13 protein-coding genes are annotated in these 14,709 nt (G+C 48.6%); 4 read left to right on the plus strand and 9 right to left on the minus strand.

Annotation, left to right across the window (positions count from 1 at the left end; translation table 11 throughout):
- Nucleotides 1–94: 94 nt before the first annotated feature.
- The 6 genes from KJS94_RS15105 to KJS94_RS15130 all read right to left on the minus strand — a co-directional run bounded on the left by KJS94_RS15105 (nucleotide 95) and on the right by KJS94_RS15130 (nucleotide 5,396).
- Nucleotides 95–1,150, minus strand: coding sequence for an IS3 family transposase (locus tag KJS94_RS15105; protein WP_214449559.1), 1,056 nt, complete (start codon nucleotides 1,148–1,150; stop codon nucleotides 95–97).
- Nucleotides 1,147–1,464 carry a transposase gene (locus KJS94_RS15110; protein ID WP_214449558.1) on the minus strand — a complete coding sequence of 106 codons (318 nt, stop codon included), beginning with the start codon at nucleotides 1,462–1,464 and terminating at the stop codon, nucleotides 1,147–1,149. The genes KJS94_RS15105 and KJS94_RS15110 overlap by 4 nt, the downstream gene beginning before the upstream one ends.
- Nucleotides 1,433–2,218, minus strand: coding sequence for a hypothetical protein (locus KJS94_RS15115; protein WP_214448596.1), 786 nt, complete (start codon nucleotides 2,216–2,218; stop codon nucleotides 1,433–1,435). Before KJS94_RS15115 ends, KJS94_RS15110 begins: the two co-directional genes overlap by 32 nt.
- A 266-nt stretch (nucleotides 2,219–2,484) precedes the next feature.
- Nucleotides 2,485–3,093, minus strand: coding sequence for a hypothetical protein (locus KJS94_RS15120; protein WP_214448595.1), 609 nt, complete (start codon nucleotides 3,091–3,093; stop codon nucleotides 2,485–2,487).
- Nucleotides 3,094–3,248: 155 nt separating this feature from the next.
- Nucleotides 3,249–3,857, minus strand: a complete 609-nt coding sequence (locus tag KJS94_RS15125) for a hypothetical protein (RefSeq protein ID WP_214448594.1) — start codon at nucleotides 3,855–3,857, stop codon at nucleotides 3,249–3,251.
- A 480-nt stretch (nucleotides 3,858–4,337) separates the two neighbouring features.
- A complete protein-coding gene (locus KJS94_RS15130; RefSeq protein WP_214448593.1) occupies nucleotides 4,338–5,396 on the minus strand; it encodes a DUF4421 family protein in 1,059 nt (352 codons plus the stop codon).
- Nucleotides 5,397–5,561: 165 nt separating this feature from the next.
- Here KJS94_RS15130 and KJS94_RS15135 point away from each other — a divergent pair, with 165 nt between their 5' ends.
- Complete coding sequence (locus tag KJS94_RS15135) at nucleotides 5,562–6,092, plus strand: GNAT family N-acetyltransferase (RefSeq protein ID WP_214448592.1); 531 nt, start codon at nucleotides 5,562–5,564, stop codon at nucleotides 6,090–6,092.
- Here KJS94_RS15135 and KJS94_RS15140 read toward each other — a convergent pair.
- Nucleotides 6,089–7,990, minus strand: coding sequence for an AAA domain-containing protein (locus tag KJS94_RS15140; RefSeq protein ID WP_214448591.1), 1,902 nt, complete (start codon nucleotides 7,988–7,990; stop codon nucleotides 6,089–6,091). The two genes, KJS94_RS15135 and KJS94_RS15140, sit on opposite strands and share 4 nt — an antisense overlap.
- A gap of 146 nt (nucleotides 7,991–8,136) precedes the next feature.
- Here KJS94_RS15140 and KJS94_RS15145 point away from each other — a divergent pair, with 146 nt between their 5' ends.
- On the plus strand, nucleotides 8,137–8,562 hold the full coding sequence (locus KJS94_RS15145) for a hypothetical protein (protein WP_214448590.1): 426 nt from the start codon (nucleotides 8,137–8,139) through the stop codon (nucleotides 8,560–8,562).
- 829 nt (nucleotides 8,563–9,391) lie between these two features.
- Here KJS94_RS15145 and KJS94_RS15150 read toward each other — a convergent pair.
- Nucleotides 9,392–10,174: an NUDIX hydrolase gene (locus KJS94_RS15150; protein ID WP_214448589.1), complete on the minus strand. Its 783-nt coding sequence runs from the start codon at nucleotides 10,172–10,174 to the stop codon at nucleotides 9,392–9,394.
- A gap of 222 nt (nucleotides 10,175–10,396) precedes the next feature.
- Between KJS94_RS15150 and KJS94_RS15155 the strand changes: the two genes are divergently transcribed.
- Nucleotides 10,397–11,545: a serine hydrolase domain-containing protein gene (locus KJS94_RS15155; protein ID WP_214448588.1), complete on the plus strand. Its 1,149-nt coding sequence runs from the start codon at nucleotides 10,397–10,399 to the stop codon at nucleotides 11,543–11,545.
- A gap of 98 nt (nucleotides 11,546–11,643) precedes the next feature.
- Here the strand turns inward: KJS94_RS15155 and KJS94_RS15160 are convergent, their stop codons facing one another.
- On the minus strand, nucleotides 11,644–14,019 hold the full coding sequence (locus KJS94_RS15160; RefSeq protein ID WP_214448587.1) for a family 10 glycosylhydrolase: 2,376 nt from the start codon (nucleotides 14,017–14,019) through the stop codon (nucleotides 11,644–11,646).
- 473 nt (nucleotides 14,020–14,492) lie between these two features.
- Here KJS94_RS15160 and KJS94_RS15165 point away from each other — a divergent pair, with 473 nt between their 5' ends.
- Nucleotides 14,493–14,708 (plus strand): helix-turn-helix domain-containing protein, encoded by a 216-nt coding sequence (locus KJS94_RS15165; protein WP_214448586.1) that lies wholly within the window; start codon nucleotides 14,493–14,495, stop codon nucleotides 14,706–14,708.
- Nucleotide 14,709: the final 1 nt, after the last annotated feature.

Consider the following 14,709-nt stretch of genomic DNA (forward strand, 5'->3'; position numbering starts at 1 on the left):
CGGGGCTTTACGACTAAAGCCCAGCTTTAGTTCTTAATATTTAACTTTATCAAAAAGCCAGGCAGTTGTTCCGGGCGGAAGGAATTCTATTGTCTTAACCCCCTATAAACTGGACAGATTTTTCAAAATGGTTTGCTACTGATTCGTTGATGTCCTGGTCATCCGTAAGGCAAAGATAGGCCGGTTCGGTGTGCTGGTCAAGGCTATACAAAGCGGACGCCGTCCGCATACCCTCGCTGTCCGGCCTTGACAAGCCCACCGTCCCCGGCGCAAGTTGTGGCCTAACAGCTGACAAGGACATACCTTGTGCCCATTTTTGCATTGGTGTGAGGAAGCCGATAGCCCCGTGTTTGCGCTTAACGTTATACCAGTGCATGTACTTCTCTATGTGCTGCTTTGCATCATAAAAACTGGAAAAGGAATGCCGGTCAATCAGCTCGCTTTGCTGAATGGAATGAAACGCTTCGATGTAAGCATTTTCCTCCGGAGTGGCAACATGTGTAAACTCTTGCTGTGCTTCCAGTGCTTTTAGTGCGGCTCGAACCTTATTTGCAACAAATTGGGAACCGTTATCATTTCGTATGATGACGCCCTTCAGTCCGAATCGAAGGTCCAGCCAGCGCATCAGGGCAATGACATCCGTCTGGCGAACACTTCGTTGAAAAATCCAGCACAGGATCCGGCGACTGAAAACATCCATAATAGCCAGTTGGTAATACCACCGGTTTTCACCCTGTACCCAAACGTATTTGATATCCAGGCACAAATATTCCATTGGGTACCTGGCTTCAATACGTCTATGCTGTACCCATTTTCTTTTGCCCTGCACTTTTATTCGAGCACCACATAGCAAATGATGTTCTTTCATTAAGCGATACACCTTCTTATGATTGATCAGGTATTCCATATCGCGCAGGCTCTCGGTCACTTTCCGGTACCCATACACGCAGTAGTCCATCGAAACAACTGCCCGGATCTGCTCTACCACCAGGCTGTTTTCAACCAGGCTATTATTTCCTACGATGGTATGGCTGCTGGGCTTCATGCCCCTTTCTCCGGGATGGGACTGATAATACAAGCTGCTCCTGGCTACGCAGGCCCATTGACAAAGCTGCTCAATACTTACCCTGTTTTTGTAACGTGCTATCATTTGCCTGCTTTCCGGTAATGGGCATCGCTTTTTTTTAAAAGCTCGGTTTTAAATTCCAGTTCGAGTGCCTGGTTAGCAATGATCTTTTTTAAACGTGCATTCTCTTCCTCCAGGGAGCGTACCAGTGGATCAACCTTTTTGTATCCCGGCTTTAAGCCGTCTTTGCCTTTTACCAGGTACTTCCTCTTCCAATAGTTAAGTACCGAATGCGCAAGATTGTATTTGCGGGCTGTTTCTGTTACACCTTCCCGTTCAGCTTCTTGAAGAATGCTATACTTCTCTTCAGGTGTAAATTGACGTTTTGTTTTTGCCATGTTCCTTAAATTTACTGTGACTAAATTGATTTACAATTTTTGTCCAGGCTTCTAAGGGGCTAAGACAATAGTCATATTCATTCCTTTCCCAGTATTTGTCAATTGTGTCTTGTGATTGGTATCCAAGCATTGTTACTTTTGAAACCTTTCCATCACTGCCAATTGTTACTAAATATTTTTCAGAGCAATTAATGCTGTCAATGTTAATCCATTTTGCTTTTGAAATTTTCTTGAACAAAATGTCTGATACTTTGTCCTTATCTTTTCTGTCAATAGCTCTTGGATTGTCAACGTAATTCTCAACATCTTCTGTGTTTAAAATCTTGCCGAAAGCAATATTTATAACTGTTTCTTTTTCGTAAATTTTATAAAAAACTCCGTCCCACCTTAATACTTTATTGGTCAATGGAAAATTTATGTCGCCTGAAAACCAGTTGATGTATACTCTATCATTAATGAGGTTGGTACCAAAAACTTCCTTCATCTTTTTTTTTGAAGCCACTTTATCTATACTGCCGTTTCTTCGCTCCCCACAATTTATTATTTCCACAAGAAAAAGGCTGTCATTGTCAATTTTATATATTGCCTGATAACCTCTCCAGCAATTGAATGAAAAATTTCCGTCTGGGCTATTTCTAAAGCTTAAATCAAATAACTGTTCAGTTTTTGTAGTCTCATGTCTTTGTAAATACTGCTCTAAAATCAAGTTGTAAGTCGCAATAGTGTCGCCCTTGAAAATAATGTAGTCTGGCATTTGAGGACTGGCGAAAAGTCTGAATGAGCAAAGTGTCAACAAAAAGAAACAAACTGAAATATACTTAGTCATGATTTTTTGTCAAGATGATACGGCTCGTCAAATTACATACGGTGTCCGAAAAAAATTACCACCACGTTAAAAGGTTTTATGCAGTACATGAATTCTGGATCCAGCTGCCTAGCCTATATTCTGCAATAAAATAGTGATTTGTTGTTGAATTTAATACTTCAGCCTGTATTGCATGAAGCCTATGTTAGCGCACGTCATTTGAGTTGTCCTACCCACACATCTCCCCTTTTTATATAAAGCATCTTTTCTGGTTCTCCTTCTGAATTAGCAACCAAGTTGAATTGATTATTCTGAATTAATCTATTATAAAACCTGCCATTTCTTTCTGATTCCTCAAAATCACTTTCCCAGAAGTAATCGTAATTTTCACTATGGAACCACTCAATTGAATTGATGTTTTTTGCTTCACTTGCAAATAAATTAAGAGGGAACTGCTTTTGTTTGTCAGTTGGTTTAAAAAGATTCTTATAATGAAGTTGTCTTTCGCCTATTGATGCTACGACTTGCGATTCAATAAAATTTGGCCAAAGCAGCCAAACTTCTAACCTGTACTCATAATCTTTCTGGTCCAACTGTGCTTTCCATGAAGATAAGAGGTTTAGTAGCATTGAGAACAGCATTATTCGATAACCAGCAGGGTATTGTTGATGATTGTATAAGTTTGACCAAGGAGCAATCTTGGCCTTTGTATAATAGTAATTGTGCTTTTCTAAAACATTAAAATTTATTAGCTCGTTTGATTCGAACCATTTAATAATAGCTTTCCTTCTTCTTGCGAGTCCTCTGATTTTTTTTCCTTTCAAGGTGACTGTTTATGATGTGCACTAACGTTAAAAGGCTTTATGCAGTACAGTAATTTTGGATCCAGCTGCCTAGCCTATATTCTGCAATAAAATAGTGATTTGTTGTTGAATTTAATACTTCAGCCTGTATTGCATGAAGCCTATGTTAGCGCACGTCATTTGAGTTGTCCTACCCACACATCTCCCCTTTTTATATAAAGCAGCTTTTCTGGTTCTCCTTCTGAATTAGCAACCAAGTTGAATTGATTATTCTGAATTAATCTATTATAAAACCTGCCATTTCTTTCTGATTCCTCAAAATCACTTTCCCAGAAGTAATCGTAATTTTCACTATGGAACCACTCAATTGAATTGATGTTTTTTGCTTCACTTGCAAATAAATTAAAAGGGAACTGCTTTTGTTTGTCAGTTGGTTTAAAAAGATTCTTATAATGAAGTTGTCTTTCGCCTATTGATGCTACGACTTGCGATTCAATAAAATTTGGCCAAAACAGCCAAACTTCTAACCTGTACTCATAATCTTTCTGGTCCAACTGTGCTTTCCATGTAGATAAGAGGTTTAGTAGCATTGAGAACAGCATTATTCGATAACCAGCAGGGTATTGTTGATGATTGTATAAGTCTGACCAAGGAGCAATCTTGGCCTTTGTATAATAGTAATTGTGCTTTTCTAAAACATTAAAATTTATTAGCTCGTTTGATTCGAACCATTTAATAATAGCTTTCCTTCTTCTTGCGAGTCCTCTGATTTTTTTTCCTTTCAAGGTGACTGTTTATGATGTGCACTAACGTTAAGGGATTGGTGCCGGGGCGGTCCCCGTGTTACTCTGGTTGATGATTTATTCTAATGTTAATTATATTTCTGAATGCTGAGCCCTTGATCGAAAGCCCGCCATGGCATAAATACCCATGTTATATGCCGCAGCCTCCCGAAATGTCTCAGGATAATAATTGCTGGCATGGCTTCGCCTGCTCAGTCCCAAGGGATGGAGCATTAAGGTGACTCTAATTTAATCAGGGCTTTGGTTTGGTGCAAGGATTGAATACTTCTATTTTACCCTCATCACTATTTTCCGTGAAAACACGGGAGTGGTTTTGGGTAGGTGGTTGTGTGAAGCAGGAATGGTATAGTGGAGGGCAAGGAAGTGCTGAGTATGGTATGCCTTTTTTATCGTCCATCTTTCCGATTGAATAGACCCAAGATCGCTGTCCTATTGTAATGAAATATGGTACCGGATCACCACCTATTTGATGGGCATGAGCTTTTCTGCCTTATCCACTTCTTCCTTCAGCCATTTGGGGGAATGCAGTCGGTATCCGAGGAAGAGCTGTACTGAACTCCTGGCATTCTCCGTGATCACCGTGGTGTTCTGCTGTTTAAAGGAAGCGGCCGATAACCTGCCATACAGGCCGGCAAATAACCTCCTGCCATTGTAGCCTATCCCGGCCCTACCATCCAGCCGGAAGATGAAATTGTCCTGGGCCGATTGTTGGGAGTCCTCATCATAGAATCGGGTGGTGAGCCAGGTATGCACATAACCTATGCCCGGCGTGAGGCCGGCCGCCAGGTAAAACTTTTCCTTTAGCACAAAACTGTGGTAATACCCTGCCCCCAATACCAATTCCAGGTTTTGGGCCCTCTGTGAGGAACCACCTGGACCCAATTCTACCTTGTTATCGGTTATATAGTACCGGTAGAGCAGCTGGGGGATAAAGCTCCCGGCACTCTGGGTTTGCCTTTCGGTTTGCGTGGCCAACGCATTGATGGAAAAGTCCGGATTGAACTTGTAGGCCGTGATGCCCTGGAAGTTCTTATACACCAGCTCGGGGGCTTGTAAATAGGGATCCCCTTCCTGCCAGCCGGGATCAAAGTCCTTCGTGTTCTCCAGGTAATAGCCCTGGGTCCGGGAATAGGAGAACTCCTGCAACCACCGCTTGAAATTCATGTTCAGGCCAAAGCTTTTGCCCTTGGTCTTCCCCCGGATGGCGTCATCATCATTGCCCGGCAGGAACTTGGCGATGAACCCATAACTGAAGGATAGCCAGCGATAGTTGACACTCAGTCGGGTTACGCTGTTGGCATTCGGACTCAGGTTAATATCCTGTTGGTTCGACTTGACCGCAAAGGTCTCGAGGTCGGTGTTCTGGGATAGCTTCAGGATGATGTAATGGCTCATGTATTCGATCTTGCCCAACCTGTGGGATCGGCTAGCCGTATCCGTTACAGCAGGCTGCGCAAGGGTACACAGGCTCACCAGGCTTATGGCCAGGCAAAGGGAGATGGTTAAAGCAGGACGGGGCATGGTCCGATGATGTATTACGAATCTACTTCATATCTTCAAGTAATCGTGGTTCAGGAAGGACTTTTATGGCTCCGGAGTGGAAGCCTGCTACCAACTGGTAGCCATTTAGCTTTTACCCGATTCTGGCAGAATTGGTTAATTTGGCCTGCTCAATACCATTGCCACATGCCTTTTGATTTGCAACCCGTTCTGGAGAATGAATTCCTGCGTTTGGTCCCCTTGAAGGAAACTGATTTCGAGGCCCTCTATGCGGTGGCCTCCGATCCCCTGCTCTGGGAGCAACACCCCAATCCCGATCGCTGGCAGGAACCGGTGTTCAGGGGCTATTTCAAAGGCGCCATGGAATCGGGCGGGGCCTTGCTGGTACTGGACCGCCAAACAAATGCCGTCATTGGCTGCAGCCGCTTTTATGACCTCGATGAAACCAATGGTACGGTGTTGATCGGGTATACCTTTATCGGTCGCGACTGGTGGGGAAAGCAATACAACAAACAGCTGAAACACTTGATGCTGGAACATGCCTTCCGTTATGTTGACCGTGTGCTCTTCCATATCGGGGTCAATAATTTCCGGTCGCAGAAATCCATCGAGAAGATCGGGGCCAGACAAATCGATAGGATCGAAGTGGCCTATTACAACGAACCCTCGCGGACCAACTTCGTGTATGAGATCAGGAAGCAGGACTTCCTGCCTTAATCGATCATGAATTCCCAGGCACTCTTGTAGCCTTCCTCTTCCTGCGCATAGGCGATCAGGTCTGCATAGAAGGGGAACCCCGATAAGGTGGCACTGTCGCCGATCATCACCAGCCTTTTGCGGGCCCTGGTCATGGCCACATTCATCCGCCGCACTTCCGAGAGGAAGCCGATGGTGCTTTCGGCATTGCTCCTGGTAAGGCTGATAAAAATGATATCCCTTTCCTGGCCCTGGAAACTATCGATGGTATTCACCGTGATATTGGGGGCAGGACTGATCAGCTCTTTCAACAATTCCACCTGGTGGCGATAGGGAGAGATCACGCCGATGGTGGGTAGGGCTTCCTGGTCAAATTGATCATGTAGTTGTTCCTGCAGTCGCGCTACCTGTTTGTTGGTGAACTGGGCTTCTTCCGGATTGGCTATGCCATTGCCTTCCCTGCTTTCTTCAAAGCCACAACCCGCGGTATCAATGAACAATAAGGGCGCATCCCCGTCTGCCAATTGCCAGTTGGCCACGGAGGGATCTGCATGCAGTTTCCCAGCGTAGAACTCGCGCGAAGGGAAGGCGGCGATCTTTTCGTTCATGCGGTATTGCGTATCCAGCATTGTTACGGCTTCCGGGTAAAGCTTCACGGCTTTCTCCATCAGGGTTTCGGCTAGACCGCCCCTGGCCGCTTCTTCTGAACGGATGGTGGGCGGTAGTTGGCAATGGTCACCTGCCATCACCAGTCGTTGGGCCTTCAGGATGGGAATCCAGCAGGCAGGCTCCAAGGCCTGTGCAGCCTCATCTATAACAACGGTTTGGTATTTCAGGTGACGGATCGAATAATGCGCGGCCCCTACCAGTGTGGCCGTAATCACTTCTGCCTTCCCGATGATGGCATCGGTAATGTATTTTTCTGTCTGTTCGATCTCCTGCCTCAGCTTCCGTGCTTCTGCAAACAAGGCTTTGCGCTGTTCCCTTTCGGCCGCACCGAAACTTCGTTTATACCTGTGCGCGAGGTCAACATATTCGGCCGACTGCTTTTTCAGTCTTTTGATCTCCTTGCTCGAAGGATGCTGTGTGATCCGGTGGTCGAGGGTGAGGGCTTCCTGCTTCTCGTTCACCCTGGCCGGGTTGCCTACCCTGACTACATTCAATCCCTCCCTGTCGAGCCGCTCACTCAACAGGTCAACGGCAGCATTGCTGGGAGCGCATACCAGTACCGGTCCGCCCTTCTGCCTGACCAATAGTTTGATGGCCTGCACCAGCGTGGTCGTCTTACCTGTGCCGGGAGGGCCATGCACGATGGCCAGTTCCTGCGCGGAAAGGATCTTCCGGATGGCATCCAGTTGTGATGGATTCAAGTCCCTGGCGGCATTCAGCAAGCCCCGCTCTTCTTCCCGCAACTCATGGAAGGTAGGTTGGGCTGTACCGGTCAGGATGCGGATCAGTTTGCCGGTATCGGATTTTTCAGCAAGGGAGGGCGCGTGCTTCAGGGCCAGCTCCATTTCGGTATAGCTGTTCTCATCGAAGACCACATCCACTCCCAGTTTGCCATCGCGGCTCCAGTCGGGCAGGTCATCCACCCTGAGTGCGATCTTCATCCGGTTGCCGCTGGTATGGGTCAGGGTTCCTTCCAAGCGGTTGTTGCGGCTATCATGCTGGGAGAACAATGCCACGGTCATGCCAAACCGAAATTGGTGCAGGATCTCCTGGTTGGTAGTGCGTTCCACTTCAATGGTGAGGTAATCGCCCTTGCCGATCTCCGATTCGCGGATGGCGATGGGGTACCAGCACATGCCATTCTCCCTTCTTTCCGTAACGGGCATGTTCAGGGTAATGGCTTCATAGGAACGTTTGTCTTCTTCCTTTTCCTTGTTCAATAACTGTTGCAGCCGGGCGAAATATTCCATGCCGCAAAAGTAACCAGCTAATGCTTGTCCGGACAGGGAATTGTCCTGCATCCTGGGAATGAGTCAGGCTGGAAGCCTTCATATATGATAAAAATATTTTATAGAACCTGCCCGGTTTCGTAGCTTAATACGGTAAAACAACCACCATGAAACCTTTTGCCCGCCTCCTGCTTTGTATTTGTTTGCTCCTGGGTTTGGGAAGGACTGTCCTGGCGCAGTCCGATACTGACCGACAGGTCAATGTTATCCGGTTTGAGCCGGGAAAGTCGGCCATAACCCTTTCCGGCAGCATCAAGGGATACCAGTATATCGATTATACGCTCAAGGCGGAGAAGGGCCAGCAATTGACGGTTTCCATGGTGACCAAACATACCAGCACGTATTACAATATCCTGCCGCCCGGTTCGCAGGATGTGGCGATCTATAATGCGTCCATCAATGGGTTGCAGTATTCAGGGGAGCTTACGGAATCCGGCGAATACACCATCAGGGTCTATATGATGCGGAGTGCGGCCCGGCGCAAGGAGAAGGCCAGTTTTACCTTACAGGTTGGAGTGGAGCCGAAGCCATAAGGAAAGAAGGTGTGAAGACCCTCTCCGCTTCGCTACGAGGGAAGGTGTGGAGATGTGGAGACCCCCTTCGCTTCGCTACGAGGGAAGGTGTGGAGATGTGGAGACCCCCTTCGCTTCGCTACGAGGGCAGGTGTGGAGATGTGGAAATGTGGATTATTCTCTAACCTCAGCGGGCGCGGCCGGAGGGGACCCCGATGCTCTTCCACCCTACTATTCATCTAACCTCAGCAGGGTCTCCCGCAGGGGACCCTGATGAATAGTAGGTTGAAAATTCATCGGTGACTCTTTAAGAATACCAGTATGGGGTTGAAAGATTTAACACCTCCCGTCGCCCCCGTTGTGTTTGATGACCAACGGGTTGTTGGAAGATGAGCTTAGCTGTTAGAAATATTTCGTCTTTTATACATCGGGGTCCCCTTCGGGAGACCCCGCTGGGGTTAAAAGGGCAGGTGTGGAGATGTGAAGTTGTGGGTTATTCTCTAACCTCATCAGGGTCTCCCGCAGGGGACCCTGATGAATAGTAGGTTGAAAATTCATCGGTGACGCTTTAAGAATACCAGTATGGGATTGAAAGATTTAACACCTCCCGTCGCCCCCGTTGTGTTTGATGACCAACGGGTAGTTGAAAGATTAGCTTAACTGTTGGATGCATTAATATTTCGCCTTTTATACATCGGGGTCCCCTTCGGGAGACCCCGCTGGGGGTATAAAGTTAGTGAAAAGATGTGGGTACACGGTAGCCCTTTCAGGAGACCCTGATGGGGTTAAAATGATAGTCGAAGAGCGCACCAATGAACACCAAGCTGCAACTTTCCATCCAGTCGCAGGATCAGAACGGCATACCGAAGCCTTCCTTCAGCAACCTGAAATATTCCTTCTTATTGAAACTGTATTGGTAGGGGGCCTTGTGTGCCGCGCCGGTAAAGAGCTTTTCCTTTTTTTCCAGGATGCCCAGCGAGAGCATTTTGCGGTTGAAATTGGAGCGGTCGAGCTTGCGCTGCAGGATGGTCTCGTAAATGGCCTGCAGGCTCTTCATCGTAAAGGTGGAAGGAAGGAGGCTGTAGCCGATAGGCTTGTAATGCAGGTGCTGGCGCAATGCCACAAGGGCCTGCTCCACGATCTCCTTATGGTCGAAGATCATGGTCGGAAGGGCGTTCAGGTCGAACCAGGCACAGGACACAGAGAAAGTATCAGGTGTGGGTTTTACCTTTTCAAATTCTACCAGTGCATAATAGCCGATCGTTACATACCGCTGGTTGAACCAGTCGCCGTCCTTAAAGGTGATGTCCAGCGATTTCATGGCACTGCGCATCACCGATTCCTTCGTGCGGCGGGTTTCGCCAAAGACGCTGAACTGCTGCAGGTAAACATTCTTCAGACCGCTGCGGTCCTGCAATACCCGCTTGGCGGCATCATCCACCGATTCGTCCTTGCGGATATAGCCTCCGGGCAGCATCCAGTCCTTCCGGTTCCTGCACTCCAGCAGCAATACCTTCAGCTGGTCGGCATGAAAACCAAAGATCACATTGTCCACGGACAAGCCCGGCAGGTAGGCTTCCGTTGCTACGGGTTGAATGGCTTCCTCGGTAGTATGGGCAATTCCCTTCTTCATGGGTCGAAGAAAGTGATTTTTGGAGAGTAAGGAAAATAATTCCTCTTTAAAAGTCCGCCTGGCCTAACGAAGCGTAGTCGGGTTCAGATAGGGTGGGAAGGCGGCATGGTGATAGAGGATAGGTGAGCCATCCAGGACTTTCCCCGCAAGGAAGTGGATGAATGGACTGAACACAGTTCGTACAGATTAAGTAGATTGGTCAATAAATTACTTGACCCCAACATGAAAGCAAGCTTATTCAAAGGATTGGTACTGCTAGTTCTTTCCTTACCCATCGCCATTTCTTCCATCGCCCAGAAAGACCGGGCGGATTCGGCCTTGCAGGCCATCCTCCGGCAGCGCAAGGTAGCCGGTCTGTCCGTAGCGGTGGTCAGGCATAACCAGCTGGTCTATACGAATTCTGTTGGCTACAAGAACCTGGAGGCGCAAACACCCCTGACAGATGATTGTATTTTCCGGATCGCTTCCATCTCCAAATCCTTTTCCGCAACAGCCATCATGCAGCTGGTAGAGAAGGGCAGGCTTTCATTGGATGATGACCTCAGCAAACTGGTGGGATTCACGGTGCGTAACCCGAAGTATCCCGATGTGGTGATCACCCTTCGCCATGCCTTGTCGCACCGTTCTTCCATCAACGACAGCCAGGGGTATTTTACACTCGATGCCATCAACCCCGCGAAGAACCCCAATTGGGCGAAGTGTTACAATGACTATGCACCGGGCAATGGTTACCAGTACTGCAACCTGAACTTCAATATGGTGGGGACCATTATTGAAAAGTTCTCAGGGGAACGTTTCGACCAATATGTTAAGCATCATATCCTTGACCCACTTGGGTTATATGGCGGCTATTGTGTGGATTCCCTCGATGCTTCCCGATTTGCTACGATCTATGAGTACAGGGTCGATTCGGCAAGATTCATTCCCTCCCCCGGGGCCTATGCGCCCAGGCGGGAAGAGATCGCCAACTATGTGATGGGCTATAGTACCCCTGTCTTTTCACCTACAGGTGGAATGAAGATCTCTGCGCCGGATCTTGCCCGCTACATGATGATGCACATGAACTGGGGCAAGGGCAATGGGAAGCGGATCATGAAGAAGAAGAGCTCGGTCCTGATGCAAACACCGCTTTCTGCGGATGAAGAATATGGACTCGCCTTGCATAAGGCCAATAACCTGGTACCGGGCGTGGAATTGGTGGGCCATACGGGTTCGGCCTATGGACTCTTCAGTGCCATGTTCTTTGACCCCAAAAAGAAGTCCGGGATCGTGGTGATCAGCAATGGCTGTGATCCCACATATGCGGAGGGCTATAATGCGGTGATCAGGGAGGCGGTAAATGCTTTGTATCAAAGCCTGTTAGCTGAATAAGCTACCTGCCAGCATTTGGATCATCAAAAGCCATTGCAATAATGTATTGCGAGCAGTGAAGGAAAATATAAGGGGCTGAAACCAGCCCCTTATATTTTTTATTGTTTGATGAGTTTGATCACCTGCTTTTCCTTTCCTCTTTGCAGTTCTAGGTAATAGATGCCGGGGCGATAAGCGGCGCCAAACCTGATCTGGGTATTGTCGCTGAGGCCATTTCTCTTTTCCATTACCCTTCCAAGGTTATCCACCATGCGGATATCCACTCTTTGGTTACCATTTCCGGTCAGTTGAAGGGTGAATTCGGTTGAAGATGGGTTAGGCAATACCTTGATCCAGTTGGGCACATTATTGTTTGCCAATGGTGCGGCAACTGTCTTATGTGCTTCCGCTGTCGCAATGCCCGCGGACAATGGAACCGTAACGGTTGTGCTGGCGGTACTGGAATTTCCTGATGCATCCGTAGTGGTTACGCTGATGGTATACACGCGGCCGGTCCCCGTTCCTGAACGTTCCGCCCTAAGCTTCACTTCATCATTGCTAATGATCTCCCAGTCAATATCCGTATCCCCATCGCCCAGGCCATTCTGTTCTTCATTACTGGTGACCTCAACCTTCACGGCAGCATGTCCGCAATTATCGGTTACCTCATAGAAGAGCTTGATGGTGCGCAGCTGGTGGTTGGGGACAGCCAGTTCGGTAATGTTCGGCCGCAGGCCGCTGATCACCGGTGCCGTTACATCAACAGTGGTGAGCTGGAAGGTGCACGAGATGCTGTTGCCACCCAGGTCTGTTGCGGTTAGGGTGATGGTGGTAGCACCCGGGCCATTGATGGTTGACCCTGCGGCGGGCGACTGGCTATAGGTGACATCCTCTTCTTTCGCCAGGGTGGCCAGAAAATCAGGCACGACCGCACTGCAGCTGGCATTGAGTTCGATCACCTGGTTGTCGGGGCATTGAATGGTTGGTGGCTGGAAGCTCGCCGCATTGGTCGGGGAACTTTCATTGTGGAGCCTGTCGAGTGCGGTAACCTGGTAATAATAGGTTGTGCCGGGTTCTATGCTGCGGTCTTCAAAACTCGTAGTGTTGGTGTTCGTGATGGCAAGGAGCAGTTCGCTGTTGTTGATGTCCATCTCAGGTGAGGTAGAACGATAGATGGCATACTGGCGAACCTTGTCCATTTCATCGCTGCCTTCTATTGGTTGTTTCCATTTCAGCAGATTGTATTGTGTGCCGAAGCTGATCACTTTCAGGGAGGCAGCAGCAGCAGGTGCGGTATTGTCGATCCAGGGCATGGCTGGATGCAGTGCCGGTTTCTTGTAAAGGTCCAGGCGCAGGGAATCCCTGAAACCCAGCCTGGTGGTGCTGCGCAGGCTGCTGGTATTGTACACGGCCTGGCCGGAGATATTGGGCAATGAGCGATTTAGCCTTACCTGGTTGGGGATCTGCGAAGGATTGGCCCAGAAGCTTCCCTGTGCAGGATCGTTCACTTTATACCCTGCCAGCCCGATATAGAGCAGCCTTCCATAGGAGTTGTTGTTCCACCAGGGGGTTACAATGCCGTAGTTGGCACCGGGCTGATCGATATACCAATACACCTGCGGGGCGAGGTAATCGATCCAGCCTTCCTGTAACCATTTGCGGCTGTCGGCATAGAGTTGCGAATAGTGCTGCAGGCCGGAAGTGGCTGAGCCAACGGCGGGATCGGTGCTGTTTCGGTAGATGCCGGAGGGGGAGATACCGAATTCCACCCAGGGCTTGATCTGCTTGATGGTGGCGCTTACCCTGCTCACCATCAGGTTGACATTATCCCTGCGCCAGTCACCGCGATCGCTGATGTCCCTTGGGTCAGCCGCATAGGTTGCATCGTCATTGAAGCTGGCATTAGGATAGAAGTAATCATCGAAATGGATGCCATCCACGTCATAACGGGTAACTATATCCGAAATAACGCTGTTGATATAATCCCTCACGCCGGGGATACCGGGATCAAGGGTCCGCAGGTTGCCCGTGCTGATCAGCCATTCGGGATGGAGCTTAGCGATATGGTTGCTGGCGAAGCCGGGCAGGTTATTGCTATTGCCCACGGCGCGGTAGGGATTGAGCCAGGCATGGAGTTCCATGCCGCGTTTGTGGCACTCGTCGATGGCGAATTGCAGGGGATCCCACAAGGGGTTGGGGGCCTTGCCCTGTGTGCCGGTCAGGTCGCTGGACCAGGGGTCGATAGTGCTGGGATAGAGCGCATCGCACTGGCTTCTCACCTGCAGGTAAATGGCATTGAGACCGGTGGCTTTGTGGTGGTCGAGGATGGCGACCAGGGCAGCCCGCTGGGCTTCTGGCGTCTGGTTACGGTTGGGCCAGTCGATGCCCAGGTAGCTGGCGATCCATGCACCGCGCAATTCCCTTTTGGGAGACTGTGCCGAAAGGCTGGAGCAGCAGATTGCCAACACCAGCCAAAGGAGTAGATGTTTTTTCATATAGCAGAATTGTTCTGGTTTATGCAGGAAAATAATATATATCTGCTGCTTTTAGCAGTTTATTGCTGGTATTTAAGCAATATGGCCGGCATAAATGGAAGGTATACCGTAGAATATTAGCTTTCTCAAGGGTCAATAGCCCTCTGTTTTTTTATCCTTAGGGGAATAAAGGGAGGGGAATGGCAGTCAATCCGTCTATCCTGCACGCAGGGAAATGCCGGCCTGGAAGCGTGCTGTAGCTGTAGGCTCAGGTAGGTATACTGTCAATGGAAACCCTCAGATCTTCCCGGCTAACTTTTATCCGGTTCCAGACAATGGCAGTGGCATACTTTATATAGAAGTGGGCATGAAATTGCCGGTTTCATTGTTGGATCATGCTTGAGAATGGTTTTACGTTAAAATGGGCGTATTTATGCCTGTTTTCTTGTTCTATTCGGGTAAAAGATTTATTTTTAATAAAAACCGGCATAAATATGCCTGAAAAGGAATTAGGTCATATTGGCAATATCATCCGGCAGCGTCGGGCGACACTGGGAATAACCCAGGAGCATCTGGCGGAATTATCAGGGGTAGGCTTGCGCACGATAAGGGAAATTGAACGGGGCAAGGGGAAGAGCCTGCCCATCCTGATCAGGGTGACGGATGCGCTTGGCCTGGTTGTCCAGCTATCCATCAGGCAGGTAAAATAAG

Origin of the sequence: Flavihumibacter rivuli (assembly GCF_018595685.2) — a bacterium.
Lineage (GTDB): Bacteria > Bacteroidota > Bacteroidia > Chitinophagales > Chitinophagaceae > Flavihumibacter > Flavihumibacter rivuli.

What these genes read in the sequence shown, in the direction of transcription:
- KJS94_RS15105 (WP_214449559.1), bottom strand. Translation starts at nt 1,150, where the DNA reads ATGATAGCACGTTACAAAAACAGGGTAAGTATTGAGCAGCTTTGTCAA.
- KJS94_RS15110 (WP_214449558.1), bottom strand. Translation starts at nt 1,464, where the DNA reads ATGGCAAAAACAAAACGTCAATTTACACCTGAAGAGAAGTATAGCATT.
- KJS94_RS15115 (WP_214448596.1), bottom strand. Translation starts at nt 2,218, where the DNA reads ATGCCAGACTACATTATTTTCAAGGGCGACACTATTGCGACTTACAAC.
- KJS94_RS15130 (WP_214448593.1), bottom strand. Translation starts at nt 5,396, where the DNA reads ATGCCCCGTCCTGCTTTAACCATCTCCCTTTGCCTGGCCATAAGCCTG.
- KJS94_RS15135 (WP_214448592.1), top strand. Translation starts at nt 5,562, where the DNA reads ATGCCTTTTGATTTGCAACCCGTTCTGGAGAATGAATTCCTGCGTTTG.
- KJS94_RS15140 (WP_214448591.1), bottom strand. Translation starts at nt 7,990, where the DNA reads ATGGAATATTTCGCCCGGCTGCAACAGTTATTGAACAAGGAAAAGGAA.
- KJS94_RS15145 (WP_214448590.1), top strand. Translation starts at nt 8,137, where the DNA reads ATGAAACCTTTTGCCCGCCTCCTGCTTTGTATTTGTTTGCTCCTGGGT.
- KJS94_RS15150 (WP_214448589.1), bottom strand. Translation starts at nt 10,174, where the DNA reads ATGAAGAAGGGAATTGCCCATACTACCGAGGAAGCCATTCAACCCGTA.
- KJS94_RS15155 (WP_214448588.1), top strand. Translation starts at nt 10,397, where the DNA reads ATGAAAGCAAGCTTATTCAAAGGATTGGTACTGCTAGTTCTTTCCTTA.
- KJS94_RS15160 (WP_214448587.1), bottom strand. Translation starts at nt 14,019, where the DNA reads ATGAAAAAACATCTACTCCTTTGGCTGGTGTTGGCAATCTGCTGCTCC.
- KJS94_RS15165 (WP_214448586.1), top strand. Translation starts at nt 14,493, where the DNA reads ATGCCTGAAAAGGAATTAGGTCATATTGGCAATATCATCCGGCAGCGT.